Source organism: Bacteroidales bacterium (genome assembly GCA_035647615.1).
GTDB lineage: Bacteria > Bacteroidota > Bacteroidia > Bacteroidales > 4484-276 > SABY01.
Genome location: DASRND010000001.1, coordinates 37,926 through 57,066, shown reverse-complemented (window position 1 = coordinate 57,066; position 19,141 = coordinate 37,926). Strand labels below are relative to the sequence as shown.

The window sequence follows — 19,141 nt, the reverse complement described above, 5'->3', positions numbered from 1 at the left end:
ATGGCAATTTTTAAAGCCGGCACCAGGAATGGTTTTAATATCAAACAGAGAGATGAATCATTTTTTCGTTTAAAAGAGTAGAATTTAAATGTAAAAGACTGGGTCTAGGTTGTAGGTTCCTTCTTCAAATTCATAGTTTTTTAAAATAATCTTCGATTTTTTTAACAGAGCCCTCTTGACGTAACTTGTATTCCTCAAGTGTATCTGCCATAAAATCAATAGATTTATTGATTTCATTATAGATATGACTGCAATTTTTTAAATCAACGATGATTTCCTTCATCAGTGGCTCATGTATAAAGGATGAATATTTGCTAATGAATGGCTCAATAAATTGCTCTTGTCGCAATGCAATTGTTTCTTCTCCATCAAGCTTTTTGTGATAATTTTCAAATAATTCTTTTAAGAAAATGTTAAATCCAGTTTCTTGCAAACCTCCAGGGTTTCTAGGGTTCTCTAATTCAAGGCCTACCTTATCAAGTGTTTTTTCCGAAGTATCTCTGTAGGTCTTTTCAAGTAAAACAACATTTTCCATGTTTTTTTGATGAAAATCTAAGATTTGGAATGTAACCTGATGTAGAAAATCAATGCTTGTTAAACAATCTAAAATATCTGCTCTTTTCTTGCCGTCAGGCTGTAAGAGAGAACTTGCATGAAAAAGATCGCTTTGATCCATTCGCTCAGATACCCTTTTCAAACTTTCATTGACAACAATATTAAAATAATGGAACTCAAGCGGCTCATCTGATAACCGTTGAATGTACTTTTCCATTTCTTCTATTTGCTTTTTTGTTGTTTGAATTATGACAGGAAGTAATGCTGAAAAATATTTCATTTTATCATGCATTTGTTGTTCATGTTTCCTCTCCTCAACTTCTCGCTCATGATTGTTTTTTAGAAGGTAAATCATCAATGCACCACAAAAACCGAGGAAGCTGCTTAAAAATGGGATTACAATGTGTTCAATCATTTTGATAGGTTTTATTTTATTCGATTCAAATCTTTGTAGAAAATCCTCTTCTGTTTTGGATATTAATATGAAAGATATTACCCTTTCGGGTTTTCTATTCATCAACTGAAACCAGCTTTCTGTCGATTGGAATCACCCGTGGCTCACCCGCAGCGCCCTGAATCTTATAAAATCCGGAGACGTCGTTTCCTAATCCTATTGCTAGTTTCCTGTTGATGTTAGAGATTTTCTGGCTGAGCGATCCGTCGTTATTCCAGGCCAGATTCTCAATATTTTTCTTCAGCTCCACCAGACTAGCCGATGCGGTAAGATTTTTGTAAAGTTCCTCCATTTCGGCAATATGATCCGTAAATTCGGCAAACGTCAATCCATTTTCATAACGGAACAACACCAGGTAAACTGTCATTTCCAAAGGCGTAAGTTTAACCATCACCTCCTTGTAATCAGGAAATAGAAGCGCCTTTTTCATCATGTCGATAATGATTTTACCCGGAGCCAGGTTCATCCTGAATTGCTGGAGGTAAAGCATCTCCGACCTGATTTTATTAAAGATGGAAAATACCTGCTGCACAAGCATCACATCAATTTTCTTCTCAGCGATAATTTGCTGACAGCTCTCACAAATATCGCCTGTGCGCAGTTTAAAAGTAATATTTCGCTTGTCCTGGTTGATGTCGTTCATGCATCCGATGGGTTCCGGATGTGTCTTTTGCAGAAGTTCATCATAACTGTCGAACATCCGGCTTTGCAACACGTTGGCAGCTATTTCATACACAATAGGGTAAACTTCATTTCCCGGGCTGTAAAAATCCCAGAGCGTTGTCTGAATGAAGGCATCTCGCCGCAGCTTTGTGTCGAATGCCGAAAACCAGTTGTTTTTATTACTGAGTCCTGTAAGAAGAACCACAAACTCGTCATCGCCAATGTCATATTCTTCCCTGTACATGTTGCAAGCTTTGAATAGCTTATCCCACGAAACAACCTTTGCTTTTTCGGGAATCATTTCCTTAGGGCATAGCATAAATAGCACTTCACAACAAATTTGGTTAAATTCTTCCTTTTTGATCCTTTCCAGGTTGGGTTCGAGAGAGTCCTCATCAATGTAACCTTTGCCTTTCAGATACTTTACTGGCCCCGGAACGGCATTCAGAACAAAAAGTACTTTTTTCACAAGCTGCTCATCAACATCCTCTGTTCGTATGATATGTACATTCATAGACACTGTATTTTGGGCGGTAAATTTAATAGTTTTTGCCTAAATGTTCATCTAATTCAGGCTAATTGCTTTTGCGCTTTTTCATTAAGTTGCAAAATATGATTTAGGTCAAGTAATCTAATTGGAAGTCCCTTCACCCATTCTTTCGTATTTTCTGAAAAACCTCCTGAACAAATTAAATAGCCAGATTGAACATTATCCTTTATAAGAACCCCATAAAAATCTCGTGCAGCAGATGGAGACAACCTTCCAGAATAATTTTTGCATTGAACGTATATTTTCTCTTTCTTTTTATTGATTAAAACTATGTCCACACCACCATCTCCCGAGCCTCTGGTCTTAACTGCAGAATATCCCAGCTTTCGGAATAAATCTGCTACCTCAACCTCAAACTTGAAACCATCCATATTTCGCCAATATTCCAATTTCCTCCTTCTCTCAAGCTGATCCATTTCCAATCGGTCAAGATGCTTATTCCATTCTAAAGTAAAGTTTGTCAAATCATCACCAAACTCTTTTGATCTTGGGAATTTGCGATGAAAATCTAGAACTTCTTCTTCGAATTTTTTCTGACAATCATCATATCTGTAAACGAAATCCATGTTATTTTGATAAAATTCTATATCGTCCTGTTTTAAAATAATTTTAACAAAAAAGTTTTCAAACTCACTTGAAAAGTTTAAATTTATCAAATCTAAAAAGATTATAATAAAGAAATTGGGAAGGATATGCGCAAGATTGATTACAATAAATAGTATTAGATGATTATTGAAAATCGAACCGGAATCCATGTGTAGTTCGCCGGGCTGTGACAACTTAAGAAAAATTACAGTTGAAAAAAGTAAATGGATTAAAAGCACATAGATAGAATAGAGTTTTGACTCAACATTTCGAATTTTACATCTAAAACTCTTCACAAATTGATATGTGCTATGATCGAGACCAAAATCTTCAAGTTTAGGTTTTTTCGGAGCAACAACATAGTTCGGCCTAGCTAAATTTGTAATGTTGGATTGGGATCTAAATGTTTCCATTAAATAGTTAAATTAAAGAGGAGTTGGTTAATTATTGACGCTCAGTTTACAAAAGTTCGAACTATTACTTTATACTATGAATTGCCCAAGTAATTGCTATCAACATGTCAGCTGCTAATGTTCTTTATTTTTTAATTTGAAATTGGCATAGCCTTGACTTTTCTCCATGATGTAGTTTTCCACGCTGTCATTTACCAATGAAAAGGCAATGCTAAAGTTGTTGTCGGATAATTTGATTGACCTGTCCTTGTGAATATTCATCCTGCTTGCTATTTCGAGCGCTTCAGGGGTTGACCCGATGTAGCTGAACGACCAGTTGCCCGACGATTCATATTCTTCGATCATGCTGCAAATGGCCCTTCCATCAAAAGCCAGCGAAGCATTTTCGTATCCATCTGTAATAATAACAACCACTGCCGATGCCATTCCGTATTTTACCTCGTCGTGTATATGCTTGTCAAGTTTTTTAACGGAAACTCCGATCGCATCGTGCAAGGCGGTCATGCCACCAGGCTGATAAGTTTTTCGGGACAGCTCTTCAACTCTGGAAGGCTCTTCACGATCTGTCAGCAGGGTAACTTCATCATTAAAGAGCGTGAGAGAAACCAACATCTTTTGATCTTGATACTTTTCGTCAAGTTTCTTGATCAATTGCAGTTGCTCATTAAAACTGCTGATGGCCAAATCGGCCACGTTTAACATTGAGCCGCTCCGGTCGAGGATAAGCAGGTAATAGGTTTTTGTGTTTTTCGTCGTCATGATTTTATGTTTTAAAGATTATGCTGCAAACATAGTGGTGGAAGGAAGGCATGACGATTTTCTACAAGCTTGCAGTAGGTATTGTTTTGTCTGGCTGTGCCCTTTTAGAGAGATTTGAATTCCCTGATTCGCCACAGCTTGAGACTAAAAATCGAAATAAAATGATGATTCTCCGTCAGACTTTTTTTATCAGAATGGGCAAGCACTTTTTATTGGGGTAAAAGGTTTTTCTGAACGCAACCTACGCAGAATGCGGTTTGTTTATGAGGAAATGCTTGAAGATTCAATTCGGCCACAAGCTGTGGCCAAATTACATTGGGGTCATATCTCCCTTCAATCATGCGGGGTTTCAAATCCTCGGTCACAGTTTTTGCTTTAAAATCAGGCATTGCAGACTTTGAATGGCAAGAGCACTATTAAGGCATCATCGCGTCTTTACGATACGTCATTGCATTTTATAAAACCCAATGCACCTTTATCAGCCAACAACCCATCTGACATTTGCTAAGGAGAAGAAAAAATTTCAAGAAAGACTTGCAAATTTGGAAACAATATCTAATTTTGCAGCCGCCTTACAAAAAGCACAAGTTCTGAAAAATATTCCTCCTTAGCTCAGTCGGTTAGAGCATCTGACTGTTAATCAGAGGGTCGCTGGTTCAAGTCCAGCAGGGGGAGCTACTGAAAAAGCCACTTACAACAACTTTTGTAAGTGGCTTTTTTTATAGGTACAAACATTCCACATAACTTTAATCGGCCTAAACAAAGCCATCCCTCAATTCCTTACACAAACTTCTTGTAGATAAAGTTCCCGGATTTGCGTTCAACATCTTTGCTATAAAGCCCTAAAGGTTGACGGTGGCGAGCTGTTTTTATTTTAAATAGGAATTTAAGTTTCAGTCATCATTTATCTCAGCGTTAATCCTGGAAAGAGAGCACGCGGGCGTAGGCATCGTCGTAATATTTGCGCAGTTGGCGCCATCCAAACAAGGCCGAATTTTCTTCCACGCGGTTGCGTAGCGCTATGCGTTCGCGGCGTTCGAGTTTCACGATACCCAACATCAGGTTGGCCAGGTCCTCGGCAATGTCATTGTCCGAACGGTGTTTGCGTGGAAGGATGTAGAGACCTTTCTCGTCGTGGTTGGACACATGGTTGAGTACATAAGAGCCAAATCCGGCCAGATCGGTGGAAATACTCGGCACGCCGCTGGCAGCACACTCCAGCGGTGTGTAACCCCACGGTTCGTAATAGCTCGGGAAAATACCCAGATGGCAACCCCTGACAAACTGATAATATTCCATGCGGAACAGCGGATTGGCCGTTGAGATAAAATCGGGATGATACACCACCTTCACACGGTCTTCGCGGTAATTGAGCAGATGCGCCATTTTTAAAAAGTTCATGATGGGATCTTTTGCCTCGTCCACAAGATTGTGCGTCACGATGGAAGGCATGCGTTTGTTGCGCCATGTTTTGATGTTGCGTCTCAGCCGCAGCGACAGGTAGTCGTCCACCAGATCGTTAAAGTTTGGCAATTCGTCCAGGTCGTGGCGCGACACCATCTCGTTGAAGAGCTTTTCGGCCAGCGCTTCCTGAATATCGATACAGTTGCGGTTGATCTCTTCCAGCCTTGCACGCGACTCCAGCACGTTGGAGTTCATAGAGTGGTAAGGATTTTTAGTAACAAAAAACATCACCACCGTTTTGTCGATGCCCTGCGACTTCATCTTCCAGTTGAGGCGGGCCAGCGCTTCCAGCGTCAGGTCAAAGCCTTTGTTGTAATATTCAAAGCGTCCGGAAGTGAAAAAATATAGCGTTTTATCAAGATCAAAGGAGTAGTTGTGAAAGAAATGTCCCATCACAAACTCATGAATCTTGACTTTGTATTGCTTGTGCAGATTCTGAAAAGCATGCAATGCCTCGAAGCGCAAAATATTTAGTCCGTTAGGCAGCACTGCTTCGGGTTTGCGGCCAATCAGATATTCACATTCGTAGGCAGTGATATCGCTCACTGTCGAAAAGATATGCGCGCCATGCGAGGCCGCCCGCTCGATGTTGACGATGGGCAGGATGTTGAGGTGGGTGGCTTCCTGCTCCCAATTGTAAAAAGGCAGATGGTCGTAAAACTGCGCATCGTTCATGGCCAGATAGCGCCCAAGCATGGTGGCGTGCGTGGTAAATACCGTCTTCACGTTGATGTGATTGCGGCGCAGCTCGGGTATGGGTACGCCAGACATCCATTCATGGAAATGTGCCAGCACTTTCTTGTTGTTATATTCGTGACCAGCCAGCTGCCGCAGAAACTCATACACCTGAAATCCAAAAGCTACCACCTGGTCGATGAGTTTGTCGTTGCCGGGCAGGGAGATGCCATGATGTTCCCACATCAGATATTTGTACTCGTGCACACGAGGTAGCAGCGCGTCGGGGTCGAAGAGCACGGTGCGTGGACGCCCGTCGATGAGCCAGGTGCCATAATGCACTTTAAAACCCATGCTGTTCATGTTTTTTACAATCTCCTTCACCGGGTCGGGAGTTGTCTCTTCTTCCTCTTCGGGGTCGGCCTCGTCATAAAGCGATTTGTCGGGTTGGAAGATAGCAGCAGCCTGATCAAGAAAATAAGGTCCCAGCAGCAGGTAATTGTCATTCCACTTTAGCTTGGTGGCGGGCACTTTGGATTGTATCACCGTATAAATACCCCCCACCTGATTGCATACTTCCCAGGCTACCTCTGTGAGCAAAGTATTCTCCAATTCTTCTTCGGAGAGCGTCTCCAGGGGATTTGCTTCATCTTGCGGATCTTTATCAAGCTGAGGGTTATCATTATGGGTTTCGCGTGCGGGAGTGGTTTCGGCAGCGCCCACCGGTGTAGCCGAATCGTCGGGAGCGGCAATGGTAGCCCCGTGAATCGGCTCATTAGCGTCACGTGGCGCTGCACCATCGCTCACTGTACGATCAGGAACCGGATTTTCAGGAGTTGTTTTTTCTGTTGGTGCGCTAGCGGGTGGCGTATCTTTTACAGATAATGGCTGCGGCGCCTCCTCTGCTGCTGCCGAGGGCTTAGAATCGATTAAAGAAGTTGGCGGCAACAATTGTTCAGAAGTTTTTGATGCCTTGGATTTTTCTGATATCAGCGATCTTTTGGCAGCCTCGTCAGTTGCTGGTTCGGGCTTTACATTCTTGTCCACTTCACCTTTCACCTTTTTGGCAATGGTTTTGGCTTTCTTATCGATGGCGTTAGCAGCTTTACGGGTTTTCGATTCTTCGCTTAGCGGTCTTTGTTTTTTCTGTTTCATAGTCTGGTAAGTTTTTTATCAGCCTCAAAAATAAGCACAAAAACTACTGGTGCCCATATTTCGGCTAAATAATTAGGAAATTTTTACAAAAAGCTTTGATGAATAAATAAAACACTTGGTTATTAACATCAAATTCCAACCATTTATTCAAAAATTACATAGGCTAACTCCGGAACTCTTTCTTATTAATCGTCCTCAAAATATTTCTGCGCTTCTACAGCCTGTCCCGGAATCCCGATGTCGAACACTTTTACGTTGATAACCTGCCACCGGTTGATGACCTGCTCCACCATGCTGCGGCGCACCACCATTACCAGGGTGAAGCGCGGATGTTGCATCAGCTTGTCGATGGCCGCAGCCCAGCCGTCGCCCTTCAACTCGAGTGGGCCCACCTCGTCGATAAAAACAATTTCAGCCGCTCCCAACTGTGCAGGATCGAGCAATCGGTTTCCAATTTGCAGAGTTTTTTCATCAAACCAAAAAGGTCCAATGCGAATACCGTTGCCGGGATGGATGCTGCACAACGGATATTTTTGATCCGTTGCCAATGCCTGCAAATCGAACGACACACGCCGGTTGTCGACAAAATAACCGGGAGCCACAAAGCCGCCCAAAGCGATGCCTTTTTCTTTGAAATGATTTACCAGATCGAGCGCAAAGGTTGTCTTTCCACTGTGTTTTTCGCCGGTAATGATTACTACTTTGGGCTTGGTGGCATGCTCCGTAAATTTCTCCAGCAACGCGTCGGCCCGACTGAGCGCACGCATAAGGCTGCGCAAAGGATACCGCAGCAGCACAACCGGCCGGTCAAACTCCCGCACCAACACGGGCAACACCGAAAAAGCAAGCCCCAGCGAAATATACAATTGTGCCAGCCCGCGCCGCATAAGAACGGCCTTTACCACAGGGTTGCGCAGCTCCACGCTGATAGCCGAAAACCCTACCACTATCAATACAGCGCGCATATTCATCGTTAAGCCGGCAGCCAAACCTTCGCGGCTGAAAAGATTCCCACTGTCGATACCATTATAAAATACCACTGCCAAAAATGTTAGCACCAGCGCCTGCACCCAAAACCACGGACGCTTCAGGTGCTGCAACGACCGACGGTAGTGGATGATGCAATATCCCACGTAAGTGGCCACAAAAACAGCTCCCACCACCACCGAATAATAGGTCATGATGACCAGACTTCCAGCAATGGCAAAGAGATGATAAAACAACAAAGGCACCGAAAAATGCTGGCTTTGAGCTATGGCAAACATATCGCTGTCTGCACTGATGTCGGTGGATTGGACCGAATCGGAAACTGGAATCCGTAGGGATTTCTTACCGACACCATATCCTGCCGCAGCGGCAACGATTCCCAACAGCGCATAAAAAGCGAACAGCATCCAGAGTGCCTGCAGGGGGCCAAGTTCTGCAAATCCGAGTTGATCGGCGGCATAAGCGTAAAGGTTAACAATTACATTTACAAAATCGAAACCATACATAATGAGGAGGGTAACCATCTTGTGGACGATGGCACTACTGAGCGCTACCGCACCACCCAACAGGTACCCAACGAGATTGGCGCCGGCCATACGCACCACCAGTTCGAGCAGCAGCGCTTCGGCAAGGATCCCGGTCATGGGGCCAAGCAGGATGGCGCTGGGCGAGATAGATTTCATCAACGCGCAGATAATTCCTGCCCGCCAGAAAAGTCCCTTCACCCGCCACCGTTGGTGAAAAGCTGTGAGCAGCATCACGCCAAGCATTGCGAGCATAGTCCCGGCAAACGGCATTTGCAGATTGTGCATGAAGCTGCCCAGAATAATCTCTATCGAGGCCCAAAGGCTGCCCACTACACTGGCCTGCAGCCACCGGCTGTCGGGAACAGGTTGTTGATATGTTGGATTGCTGCCGCTCATTGTAAACCATTATCCGATAATCCGTCCAGGGACGGGAACCAATAAAAAAGCCTGACTTTGTTGTAAAATCAGGCTTATCGGGTGACCCCACCGGGATTCGAACCCAGATCATCAGATTCGGAATCTGACATTCTATCCATTGAACTATGGGGCCGTGATATCGGTTGCAAATTTAAAAATAAAATGCCATCGGGCAACATACCACCGCCATTTGATGTTTTTGCAGGTCGCAAAGTAAGTGTAATATTTTTAAAAGAAGAGGTTGGAAATTTGAGGATAGAGATTGAAGGATAAAAATTAAAGAGCGTAAATTTAAAGTGAAATTTTGAAATCAAAAATAATTACGATGACCTTGCGTAAAATTTTTATGATCGCTGCTCTGGTTTCAATGCATTTGTGCGGTCTGCGAGCTGTGGCACAAAATCCGTTGCGCGTATTTGAAGCTTCCGTCGACACATTTTACATCCAAACATTTCCGCGGGCGCTCACCATAAAAGCTTTTTTGAATAACAAATTTCTTTTCCTCGGCATCGAAAGTGCGTCCGGCGACTACTCGCTCGATTACGAACCCAACGGCAATCAAACGATCGGGGTAGGACTCAGCTATAAGTGGCTTGGATTTTCGATTGATTATAAAATTGTAAATCGCGAAAGCAATCAGCACTATGGCGAAACCAGCTATCTGGATCTGCAAACCAACCTGCTGTTGCGCAAAGGCGTCTTTGATCTTTATCTGCAAAAGTACGAGGGCTTTTATCTCGACAACAGCGCCGCCATGATAGAAGGATGGGACGACCCGGAGAGTTATCAGCTGCGCCCTGACATACGCGTATTTTCCACTGGTGCCAACTACACACACGTTTTCAACCCGCAGCGCTTTTCGTACATCGCTTCCTTTTCACAAACGGAAGTTCAACGGCGCAGCGCCGGTTCTATAATTTTGGGCACCTCGGTAAGTTATCAGCGCGTGCAAGCCGACTCAGCTTTTGTACCCGAAAATCTGATCTACACTAACGCTTTCGGCACCGGCAAATATGACGACCTCAAAGGTTTCACTACGAGTGCGCGCTTTGGCTATGCCCACACGTTGGTAGCGCTGCATCGGTTTTTTATTTCCGCATCGCTCGACCTGGGCATGAGCTACAATTACACACGCATCTTTACCACCGACGGCTCCGACAGTCATGGAAGTTTGAAAGCCAATCTGAGCAACACTTTTAAACTGGCTGCGGGTTATAATAATGCGAAATGGTTTGCAGGCGTTACCCTGGCAAGCTTCAACCAGATCAACCGCCCGTCGGGCGACAAAAACCAGATTCAGATACAGCATGGTTATGTGCGACTCACGGTGGCGCACCGCTTCATGCTTAAAAAGCCACTTCCGCTGCCGGCGCTGCCTTATTAGAAAGAGGTGAGAAGTGAACGATGAGAAAATAGTAAGTAGAAATTATTAGATTGCCAGCAGGCTAAAATGCCGACAACTTGATAAAATGACAACGCGACAACTCCTTTCATCCGACTCTTCAATTGTAAAGAGGTTACTTTTGCACAATTATTTACTTCGGTAAGTGAACTTTTATTTTGGGAAAACCTTCATTGATACAATTTTTAATAAACATGAAAAAACAAATTCGTTTTCTGAATGCTGCTGTAGCGCTGATGCTCATAGCAATTGGCATTACAGGATGCTATCCGGGCAATGATGTTTCGTATTCCGATCTGGATCTGCTCACCACAGCCTACGATATGAATACCGACTTTTCTGCGCTTAAAACCTACTACATGCCCGACTCGGTGGTACATCTTAAAGATACGCTTGATCCGAAGGCCAACGTGGACGTTTCGCACGAGCTGGATGATTTTATCCTCGAAAAAGTACGCAACAACATGACTGCCTACGGATATAGTGCCGAAGCCAAGCCATCAGTAAATCATCCCGACATTTTCCTCACCGTTTCGGTGATGGCTACCAAAAATTACAATGTGTATTATTACTATCCCTACTACTGGGATTGGGGCTGGTATTACAAGAGCACCGATTATTGGGGATATTATTATCCTCCGGGCTGGGGTGGAACCTACGTCACCAGCTACACTGTAGGAACTCTGGTGATGATAATGCATGACGTACACAACGCCACCACTTCTACCGACAGCATTCCCACCATCTGGACAGGATCGATGAATGGATTGTTGGGCAGTAGCAGACCGAACGACGGGAGCCGCGTAGAATACAACATCAACCAGGCCTTTGCGCAATCGCCTTATCTGAAAATAAATTAGTAAATCCGGTTTTAATTTTAAAAAGATACCATCAGATGAAAAAGATATTATTAGCACTATTGTTTGCAGCCACCACCCTTTTCTCTTTCGGACAACAAGCCTTGTGGAATATTACCTACGAGGTGTCGCTGCCTATGGGTGAAACGCAGGATTTTATTGGGAGAACCAGCTTCAGAGGCATCGGCGTCGAAGGCCGTTGGTTTGTTGATAACAATGTTACCATTGGCGCTGGCATACATTGGAATACTTTTTATGAAAAGAAGGATAAAGTAACCACCGTTATCGAAAACACTACCATTACCGGCACACATTTCAACTACATCAATGCTTTCCCGTTTTATGCCAATGCAGCCTATTACTTCAACGAAGGGAGCTACATTCGTCCTTTTGCGGGCATTAATATTGGCACCATTTACAGCGAAGAGCGCATGGATGTGGGGCTATATACCCTCACCGATGATCCCTGGCGTTTTGCCCTGGCTCCTGAAGTAGGCGTTCTTATCCAGACATACGGCGGCCTCAATTTCAATTTGAATGTGCGTTACAATCACGGTTTCCAAACCAATGATAACAAAGCGCTCTCCTACATCGGCATCAACGCCGGCTTTGTGTGGATTTATTAGATAGCCTTTACGACAAAAACACATAAAAACCGCTGAGCCGCAAAGACGCAGAGAAATCAGAAAACTCTGTTACTTTGCAGCTTTGTGGTGTTGTATCTTTTATTCATCCCTGCGCTATGCGCCTTGCTCTCTGCGCCATGCACAATTTGTAATCAAGCCAATTTAGCATTATGCTTCGTTTTGTTTTGTATTTGATTATTTTTGCTCAATAACAAATACAACTCACACCATGCTTATTATCGGAATTGCCGGCGGATCGGGGTCAGGGAAGACCACAGTACTCAACAAGATCATTCACGGACTTCCACAAAATTCTGTCTCGGTCATCTCGCAAGACTCTTACTACAAAGACAATGGGCACCTGCCGGAAGAGGAAAAGAAAAAAATCAACTTCGACCACCCCGCCTCCATCGAGTTTGAGTTGCTCATCAAACACATCGACCAGCTCATCAGCGGCGTGGCAATCGAACGACCGGTTTATTCGTACGTGACCTGTGCCCGTTCCAAAGAAACGGTGACGATATTTCCAAGTAGAGTAATCATCGTGGAAGGCATTTTGATCTTTACCAATGCCAAGCTTCGCAACAAATTCAACATCAAAATTTTTGTGGATGCCGACACCGACGACCGGCTGATGCGCATTGTGCGCCGCGACCTGATAGAGCGTGGCCGCTCGGTGCAGGGCGTGCTGGAGCATTACGAATATTTCGTGAAACCTATGCACCTCCAGTTTATCGAACCTACAAAGCGCTACGCCGACATCATTGTGCCACAGGGCGGCGCCAATCATGTAGCCATCGATATTCTTACAACCAAAATTAAAAACAAGCTGGGGATTAATACCTGATTGTTGTCCGTGGTTTAAGTCAACCACGACACTTCACCAATAAGATCCAAACGACAATTACACCAACTATCTGGCATGGGATTTTACCGTGTGGGAATCGACCTTCCGGCTGCGTCCCTCACAGGCAGTGGTAAGTGTAAAGTTTAGTTTTTAAAAAAGCACGTTTTTATTTTGGAACATTTTCGATTACAATCAAATATTTTGCTGTAATCATACTAATCTTCGATTGTAATCAATTTTTTGCAACGAAAAGATAAGGGATTTAAACCTGCATTCCGTGCGTTGTAACTCACGATTGGCCTTTTTTTATTTGCATGTAAACTATTCCGACTGCGAAGCCAAAAAAATACCCGCTACAAATCAATGCAACGGGTATTTGTTCTTTATCAAAACATAACTTTTGGACCGTTTTTATCTTCTCCGAAAAAAAGAGCCGTTGAATAGCTACATTTATTTTTGGCCTTTTGTTGATTTTGTAACCGACTCATTTTTGGGATAGACAAATTTGATCCTTTGTTCGGTGGCTCCACCATCCTTCATGTTTCCGATTGCAAATTTCATTATTTCTCTGCCATCACCCTCAACACCATAATCTTCATCTGCCTGGGTAAAGATTCCGCTATACGGGTTAGTACCAGAGGTAGGATTGATTTTCTGCCCATTATAAAGTGCTGTAACAACAACATTCGTATTTGATTCTACGCTGCAGTTGGACCACAGGTCAACTCTTACAATGTAATTGCCATTTTCGACGATTGCTGTATCACCGTAGGTAATATTTTCGCTGTTGATGTTGTCGATGCTGCAACCGGCATTGGAGTCAACATCCAAAATGCCACCATTATCCGATATTTCATTGCCATAATAAATTTCCTCTCCGTTGGGTTCCTCCAGATGCAGGTCGATGTCATTAGGCTGATTCCAGGAGCAACTGATCTGAAGTTTTCCTGTACCGGCTTCTATTCTGGTAACGGTAATAGTCTCGTGGGTACTTACCAGGTTTTGATCATTTTGGATTGCCAGTAAAATTACAAACGAATCCTTTTCAAAATCCTGACTCAACAAGAGGATAACCAGATAGACTTCGTCAGCAGACTTTAAGTTACTGGCCGGAACGCTGTAGTAACCGTTAACGCCTTCTACGCCTATCATTACTTCTTTCACCAAAGATGAGGTTTGAATAGAAATAGGATTACTTCCACCTTCCAGCACAGAAGCGTTTCCATACACTGCATCGATTTCCGGAGCTGATTGTGAATCGGATTTGGCTGGAAAACCCGCATCTTTATAGACACCATTTTCAACGGTGAAATAGGATTTTTCGAGTAAATTTTCAGATGTTTTGTCGTCATCATCTTTTTTACACGCCGAAAATACCAGCACCACCGAAAGGCCGACAAGTGCCAGAAGACTTAGAAATTTGTTTGTTCTCATAATTTAATGATTTGATAGTTAAAAAATTAATGTTTTGTTAAATAATAATGTAATAAGCTGATGCTTTATTTCGCATAATAAAACCCTCTGATTGAATCACAAAAGGTAAGCTTGCAGGAAGGGCGTTTTCTCTTCCGGAAAGGATGTGGTCTGGCGCAGCAGCGATTCTCCTCATAAAAACCCCGGTAAGGGCAGGTGCTTTATTTTCATTTCAGATCTATTTTTTTGGAGTCAAAAGTAAACAAAAACCAACACCACACAAGGAAAATCTAAAATAAAAACCCGGGTAGGCAAAAAAAATACCCGCTACAAATCAATGCAGCGGGTAGTTCTATTCTTTGTGGCTGTTTGTTTATATGCCAGCTTCCTTTTTAATCTGATTCACCCACCCCCGGATACGCTCGTCGGTGAGATCGTCCTGCTGATCTTCATCGAGTGCAAGGCCAACAAATTTATCACCTTCTACTGCCTCGCTGCCAGTAAAGTCGTATCCTTCGGTTGGCCAGCGTCCGACGATGCTTCCGCCGGCTTTTTCCATCTCTTCTTTTATCAATTTCATGTTGTCCACAAAATGATCGGGATACAGAATTTGGTCGCCGAGGCCAAAGATAGCTACCGGCGTTCCGGAGAGTGGTTTCTTTTCGAAATTGGCATAAAAGTCAAACCACGGATTGTTGGCGCTGGCTTGCTGCCATGCGTCGGCGCCGCTGGTAGAGCCGCCCAAAATGATGAGGTCAAGCCCTTCGAGATCTTCCGGATTTGCTTTATCGATACTTTGCAGCCTGGCCTGGTTGGCACCAAATTCTGCTTCGATTTTTTTGGCGCAGGTGGCCACGTTGCCTTTGAGCGGCCAGTAAAAGATTCCTATTTTTTTCATCGTTATGATTTATTTTACAAATATGATTTGTTGCAAATTTAAAATTTATTACCGCGAAACCGCTTGCAGATAGGTTAATTTAACAATTTAGCTTCTCTTCTTTTTCGGATGTTCCTTCAAGAAAATTTTGCCGGTATGCGCAATGGCTTCATCGGCGGGAATAAATTTATAGTCAAGCGCCTTAACGATTTTATTGTTGTCGTAATAAAACCTGTGAAACGCCGACCGTGCTATTTCTTTGGTGAGCGTGGGCGTACGGCCAAAAATACGCAGGATATGTTCGGCCATCCATCCGGCCTCACCCATCCACGGAGAAAGCCGCAGCAGCGGAGGTTTTTTGTTGAGCACCCTCGCTATCTGAGTGATGATGGTCTCGAACAAACAATTTTCGGCAGAGACGATGAAGCGTTCTCCGGAAATGTCGGATTCCATAAGACGAATCAGAATTTCGGCCACATCGCGCACATCCACATAGCCGCCGATACCATTGGTGTAGGCGGGAACTCCTTTATAAATGGTCGAAAAAAGCCGTGTGCTGCCACTGTCCCACTGAGCCGGACCAATGATGATGGAAGGATTGATGATTACAGAAGGCAGTCCTTCCTCGTGGCCACGCCAAACTTCCCGCTCGCCGGCATATTTGCTGATGGCATAAATGGAATTTTTGTTGGAGGTCTTCCAGTAGTTCTGCTCGTCGATGGTTTCGCCTTGTTTGCTTTTGCCCAGCGCCGACACCGAACTTACATGACACAGCTTTTTTACACCACCCTCGAGGGCCGTATTCACCACATTGGCGGTGCCTTGTTGGTTTACATGAAGCAGAGCATGACGATCGAATGAATCGAAAGAAACTTTGCCGGCACAATGATAAATGAACTCTACCTGTTGCATGGCTTTGCGCAATGAATCCACATCCAGCACGTCGCCTTCTATCCAATCGATAGACTGCAATAAATTGTCAGGATCATCTTCGTACCACCCAAAAACTTTCCGCACCTGATCCATGTCGCTGCATTTGCGCCTGAGGGCACGCACCTTTTTGCCCTTCCGCGAAAGCGCCAACAGCAAATGTGTGCCTACCAATCCTGTAGCTCCGGTTACTAATATCATCAGGCAAAAGTAAGCATGTTTGCGGATGATGCCATAATTTATTCAGCAACAGCCAACACAACGACCAATGAACCTCCACGATGGTTTCCGGGTAGGATGATGATTGATAATTTTATCTTTGCAGCCTAATTTTTTGATACATGACGAATTTTATTGAAGAGATGAAATGGCGTGGCATGATCCACGATATGACGCCCGGACTGGATGAGCAGTTGCAACGCGAAATGACCACCGCATACGTGGGCATCGACCCCACGGCCGACTCATTGCACATCGGGCACCTGGTATCGGTGATGATGCTCAAACATTTTCAGGTGCATGGTCACCGTCCTATCGTTCTGGTAGGTGGCGCCACCGGAATGATTGGCGATCCTTCAGGAAAATCAAAAGAGCGAAATCTGCTTGACGAAACGGCGCTGCGCCACAACCAGGAGTGTATCAAAAATCAACTTGCGCGCTTCCTTGATTTTAACACTGAAACCGCCAATGGTGCCCTGATGGTAAACAACTACGACTGGATGAAGGAATATACTTTCCTGGATTTCATCCGCGACATCGGGAAGCACCTTACGGTAAATTATATGATGGCCAAAGAGAGTGTGAAAAGCCGCCTCAGCTCCGAGTCGAAAGAGGGCATGTCGTTTACCGAATTTTCGTATCAACTGGTGCAGGGAACGGATTTTCTGACTTTATACCAGCAGCACAACTGCAAGCTGCAAATGGGCGGCTCCGACCAGTGGGGCAACATTATAACGGGCACCGAACTAATCCGCCGCAAGCTGGGCCACGAGCACGACGTATTTGCGCTCACCTGCCCGCTTATCACCAAAGCCGACGGCGGCAAGTTTGGCAAAACAGAAGAAGGCAACGTGTGGCTCGATCCCGAAAAAACCTCGCCGTACGCTTTTTATCAGTTTTGGATCAACACTTCCGACGACGATGCCGAGCGCTACATCAAGATTTTTACGCTGCTGCCAAAAGAAGAAATTGATAGTTTGATCGAACAGCACAAGCTGGAACCGCATCGCCGCGAACTACAAAAAGTGCTGGCGCGCGAAATTACCACCATGATTCACTCTGCCGACGACTACGAAGCAGCCGTTGATGTATCGGGATTGCTCTTTGGGCAAGGCACCACCGACACGCTCAAGAAGCTGAGCGGGGAACTTCTGCTGAGCATCTTCGAGGGTGTGCCGCAAAGCCAGGTGGCAATGGACGAAATACGACAGGGGATTCCTATCATAGAATTTCTGGTCGAAAAAACCGACGTTACTTCCTCACGCCGCGAAGCTCGTGAGTTTCTGAAAAACGGCGCCATCTCCATCAACAAAGAAAAAGTATCCGACGGCTTTATCGTTGATGAAAGCTGCTTGCTGCGCAACAAATATATCCTGGCACAACGCGGCAAGAAAAACTATCATCTGATAACCGGAATCTGATCCCGTTTTCCTACCGGACCCCCAGCGTTTACTTAATGTTTACGAGACGTCCGAAGAAACTTCTGACGCATTAACCCCCTTCGAGTAAATTTTAAAAGTAAAACTTTCCTCACTGGTAAAGTTGTATATTTGAAGCATGGCAATGTTTCAGGATTTCATCGAGTTGTTTTTCCCGGTAGTATGCGAGGGCTGTGGCAATCTACTTTACCGCAACGAACACACGCTTTGCACCCGCTGCCGTATGCGTTTGCCGCGCACAAATTTTCATAAAGACGATCAGAATCCTGTGGCCGCTACCTTCTGGGGAAGGGTTAATTTTCAATACGCTACTTCTTTCCTCTATTTTTCGCGTGCCGGGCGGGTGCAACACATGATGCACCGCTTCAAATATAAAGGACGGCGTGAAATAGGTTCGCTGCTGGGCGAACTTTTTGCGCGTGAGCTATGCCGATGCGAAAATTTCAGCAACATCGATGCGATTGTGCCGGTGCCCCTGCATTGGAGCAAACAACGAAAACGAGGATACAATCAAAGCGAGGTCATTGCAAGTGCCATGGTTCCTTTACTGAATTCGCAACTCGAAACGGAGGTGCTTTATCGCAATTTCGCCACAGAAACACAGACCAAAAAGTCGCGTTTGCTTCGAGCCGAAAATGTGAAAGGGAAATTCAGTCTGCAGAATCCCGAAAAAATCCGTGGCAAACACCTGCTGCTCATCGACGACATTATCACTACCGGCGCCACTATGGAGGCTTGTGCGCAGATTTTGCTCACCGTCGATCAGGTAAAAGTGAGCATTGCCTCCTTGGCGTATGCCGGCAAATAAAAACTATCTTTTCAGCCCCGCCAACGCCCAATATACCATCTCCTCAAAAGTACCAAAATCGATTTGATGTTTTAGCCACTCGCACACCACCACGCGCTGCCGGCAGTTGCTGCGATTGTTTTCTCTGAAAAACCGTATGTTTGCTGTCGGTTCTACCACATCATCATGAGCACCGATCACAACATAACGCGACGGGCAGCGAAGCTGGGGGATGTCTGGCAGGTGGGGTTCCAATTTGTTGCGATAATTCATGGCGGGATTGAAAAGCAGACACGGCAGCCCCAAATCTTCGGCAAGCCAATAGCCCAGGAAACCTCCCAACGAACTCCCTACAATAAAATCTACTTTCTGACCAAGCGCATAATCACGCAGGTTGGTATAGATATCTGTATCGGTGCGATAATTCATGTGAAGCGCGACAGTTTCCAGTCCGGCGTTGCGCAGGATCTCCATCTTTTGAGGAACCGGGAAGCTGTCGAGGCCATGGATGTAGAGTGTTTTCATTTTAATTAAGTTCTT

At 44.5% G+C, this 19,141-nt stretch carries 17 protein-coding genes and 2 tRNA genes; 8 read left to right on the top strand and 11 right to left on the bottom strand.

Translation table 11 applies throughout. The annotated features are described in order from the left end of the window. Positions 1-130 precede the first annotated feature (130 nt). The 4 genes from VFC92_00245 to VFC92_00230 form a co-directional block, all read right to left on the bottom strand. The gene (locus VFC92_00245) at positions 131-970 is read right to left on the bottom strand and encodes a hypothetical protein (GenBank protein ID HZK06603.1); all 840 of its coding nucleotides are present in this window, start codon (positions 968-970) and stop codon (positions 131-133) included. A 94-nt stretch (positions 971-1,064) separates the two neighbouring features. Then, positions 1,065-2,186, bottom strand: a complete 1,122-nt coding sequence (locus VFC92_00240) for a hypothetical protein (GenBank protein ID HZK06602.1) — start codon at positions 2,184-2,186, stop codon at positions 1,065-1,067. A 56-nt stretch (positions 2,187-2,242) separates the two neighbouring features. After that, positions 2,243-3,220 carry a restriction endonuclease gene (locus VFC92_00235; protein ID HZK06601.1) on the bottom strand — a complete coding sequence of 326 codons (978 nt, stop codon included), beginning with the start codon at positions 3,218-3,220 and terminating at the stop codon, positions 2,243-2,245. A 114-nt stretch (positions 3,221-3,334) separates the two neighbouring features. Next, on the bottom strand, positions 3,335-3,979 hold the full coding sequence (locus VFC92_00230; protein HZK06600.1) for a vWA domain-containing protein: 645 nt from the start codon (positions 3,977-3,979) through the stop codon (positions 3,335-3,337). Positions 3,980-4,446: 467 nt separating this feature from the next. Here VFC92_00230 and VFC92_00225 point away from each other — a divergent pair, with 467 nt between their 5' ends. Both VFC92_00225 and VFC92_00220 read left to right on the top strand, forming a co-directional pair. After that, the gene (locus tag VFC92_00225; protein ID HZK06599.1) at positions 4,447-4,590 is read left to right on the top strand and encodes a hypothetical protein; all 144 of its coding nucleotides are present in this window, start codon (positions 4,447-4,449) and stop codon (positions 4,588-4,590) included. Next, positions 4,581-4,654: transfer RNA gene (locus VFC92_00220), tRNA-Asn, on the top strand. Before VFC92_00225 ends, VFC92_00220 begins: the two co-directional genes overlap by 10 nt. Positions 4,655-4,894: 240 nt before the next feature. Here the strand turns inward: VFC92_00220 and VFC92_00215 are convergent. The 3 genes from VFC92_00215 to VFC92_00205 form a co-directional block, all read right to left on the bottom strand. Next, positions 4,895-7,273, bottom strand: a complete 2,379-nt coding sequence (locus VFC92_00215; GenBank protein ID HZK06598.1) for a glycosyltransferase — start codon at positions 7,271-7,273, stop codon at positions 4,895-4,897. A 185-nt stretch (positions 7,274-7,458) separates the two neighbouring features. Next, the gene (locus tag VFC92_00210) at positions 7,459-9,183 is read right to left on the bottom strand and encodes a nucleoside-triphosphatase (protein ID HZK06597.1); all 1,725 of its coding nucleotides are present in this window, start codon (positions 9,181-9,183) and stop codon (positions 7,459-7,461) included. 82 nt (positions 9,184-9,265) lie between these two features. Next, a tRNA-Arg gene (locus VFC92_00205) sits at positions 9,266-9,337 on the bottom strand. Between the two features lie 192 nt (positions 9,338-9,529). On the opposite strand from VFC92_00205, the gene VFC92_00200 reads away from it, so the two are divergent. The 4 genes from VFC92_00200 to udk all read left to right on the top strand — a co-directional run bounded on the left by VFC92_00200 (position 9,530) and on the right by udk (position 12,936). Then, positions 9,530-10,588 (top strand): DUF4421 domain-containing protein, encoded by a 1,059-nt coding sequence (locus VFC92_00200; protein ID HZK06596.1) that lies wholly within the window; start codon positions 9,530-9,532, stop codon positions 10,586-10,588. Positions 10,589-10,800: 212 nt separating this feature from the next. Then, positions 10,801-11,466, top strand: a complete 666-nt coding sequence (locus tag VFC92_00195; protein HZK06595.1) for a DUF4136 domain-containing protein — start codon at positions 10,801-10,803, stop codon at positions 11,464-11,466. A 35-nt stretch (positions 11,467-11,501) separates the two neighbouring features. Next, positions 11,502-12,089, top strand: coding sequence for an outer membrane beta-barrel protein (locus tag VFC92_00190; protein ID HZK06594.1), 588 nt, complete (start codon positions 11,502-11,504; stop codon positions 12,087-12,089). 229 nt (positions 12,090-12,318) lie between these two features. Then, complete coding sequence (udk, locus tag VFC92_00185) at positions 12,319-12,936, top strand: uridine kinase (protein HZK06593.1); 618 nt, start codon at positions 12,319-12,321, stop codon at positions 12,934-12,936. Positions 12,937-13,386: 450 nt separating this feature from the next. Here udk and VFC92_00180 read toward each other — a convergent pair whose 3' ends face one another. The 3 genes from VFC92_00180 to VFC92_00170 form a co-directional block, all read right to left on the bottom strand. After that, positions 13,387-14,370, bottom strand: a complete 984-nt coding sequence (locus tag VFC92_00180) for a hypothetical protein (GenBank protein HZK06592.1) — start codon at positions 14,368-14,370, stop codon at positions 13,387-13,389. Between the two features lie 352 nt (positions 14,371-14,722). Then, positions 14,723-15,247, bottom strand: coding sequence for a flavodoxin (locus VFC92_00175; protein ID HZK06591.1), 525 nt, complete (start codon positions 15,245-15,247; stop codon positions 14,723-14,725). Positions 15,248-15,334: 87 nt separating this feature from the next. Beyond that, positions 15,335-16,357: an NAD-dependent epimerase/dehydratase family protein gene (locus tag VFC92_00170; protein HZK06590.1), complete on the bottom strand. Its 1,023-nt coding sequence runs from the start codon at positions 16,355-16,357 to the stop codon at positions 15,335-15,337. A 140-nt stretch (positions 16,358-16,497) separates the two neighbouring features. On the opposite strand from VFC92_00170, the gene tyrS reads away from it, so the two are divergent. Then, positions 16,498-17,796, top strand: coding sequence for a tyrosine--tRNA ligase (tyrS, locus tag VFC92_00165; GenBank protein ID HZK06589.1), 1,299 nt, complete (start codon positions 16,498-16,500; stop codon positions 17,794-17,796). A 136-nt stretch (positions 17,797-17,932) separates the two neighbouring features. Then, the gene (locus VFC92_00160; protein ID HZK06588.1) at positions 17,933-18,622 is read left to right on the top strand and encodes a ComF family protein; all 690 of its coding nucleotides are present in this window, start codon (positions 17,933-17,935) and stop codon (positions 18,620-18,622) included. A gap of 3 nt (positions 18,623-18,625) precedes the next feature. Here the strand turns inward: VFC92_00160 and VFC92_00155 are convergent, their stop codons facing one another. After that, positions 18,626-19,126: a YqiA/YcfP family alpha/beta fold hydrolase gene (locus tag VFC92_00155; protein HZK06587.1), complete on the bottom strand. Its 501-nt coding sequence runs from the start codon at positions 19,124-19,126 to the stop codon at positions 18,626-18,628. Positions 19,127-19,141: the final 15 nt, after the last annotated feature.

What these genes read in the sequence shown, in the direction of transcription:
- VFC92_00245 (HZK06603.1), bottom strand. Translation starts at nt 970, where the DNA reads ATGATTGAACACATTGTAATCCCATTTTTAAGCAGCTTCCTCGGTTTT.
- VFC92_00240 (HZK06602.1), bottom strand. Translation starts at nt 2,186, where the DNA reads ATGAATGTACATATCATACGAACAGAGGATGTTGATGAGCAGCTTGTG.
- VFC92_00235 (HZK06601.1), bottom strand. Translation starts at nt 3,220, where the DNA reads ATGGAAACATTTAGATCCCAATCCAACATTACAAATTTAGCTAGGCCG.
- VFC92_00230 (HZK06600.1), bottom strand. Translation starts at nt 3,979, where the DNA reads ATGACGACGAAAAACACAAAAACCTATTACCTGCTTATCCTCGACCGG.
- VFC92_00225 (HZK06599.1), top strand. Translation starts at nt 4,447, where the DNA reads ATGCACCTTTATCAGCCAACAACCCATCTGACATTTGCTAAGGAGAAG.
- VFC92_00215 (HZK06598.1), bottom strand. Translation starts at nt 7,273, where the DNA reads ATGAAACAGAAAAAACAAAGACCGCTAAGCGAAGAATCGAAAACCCGT.
- VFC92_00210 (HZK06597.1), bottom strand. Translation starts at nt 9,183, where the DNA reads ATGAGCGGCAGCAATCCAACATATCAACAACCTGTTCCCGACAGCCGG.
- VFC92_00200 (HZK06596.1), top strand. Translation starts at nt 9,530, where the DNA reads ATGACCTTGCGTAAAATTTTTATGATCGCTGCTCTGGTTTCAATGCAT.
- VFC92_00195 (HZK06595.1), top strand. Translation starts at nt 10,801, where the DNA reads ATGAAAAAACAAATTCGTTTTCTGAATGCTGCTGTAGCGCTGATGCTC.
- VFC92_00190 (HZK06594.1), top strand. Translation starts at nt 11,502, where the DNA reads ATGAAAAAGATATTATTAGCACTATTGTTTGCAGCCACCACCCTTTTC.
- udk (HZK06593.1), top strand. Translation starts at nt 12,319, where the DNA reads ATGCTTATTATCGGAATTGCCGGCGGATCGGGGTCAGGGAAGACCACA.
- VFC92_00180 (HZK06592.1), bottom strand. Translation starts at nt 14,370, where the DNA reads ATGAGAACAAACAAATTTCTAAGTCTTCTGGCACTTGTCGGCCTTTCG.
- VFC92_00175 (HZK06591.1), bottom strand. Translation starts at nt 15,247, where the DNA reads ATGAAAAAAATAGGAATCTTTTACTGGCCGCTCAAAGGCAACGTGGCC.
- VFC92_00170 (HZK06590.1), bottom strand. Translation starts at nt 16,357, where the DNA reads ATGATATTAGTAACCGGAGCTACAGGATTGGTAGGCACACATTTGCTG.
- tyrS (HZK06589.1), top strand. Translation starts at nt 16,498, where the DNA reads ATGACGAATTTTATTGAAGAGATGAAATGGCGTGGCATGATCCACGAT.
- VFC92_00160 (HZK06588.1), top strand. Translation starts at nt 17,933, where the DNA reads ATGGCAATGTTTCAGGATTTCATCGAGTTGTTTTTCCCGGTAGTATGC.
- VFC92_00155 (HZK06587.1), bottom strand. Translation starts at nt 19,126, where the DNA reads ATGAAAACACTCTACATCCATGGCCTCGACAGCTTCCCGGTTCCTCAA.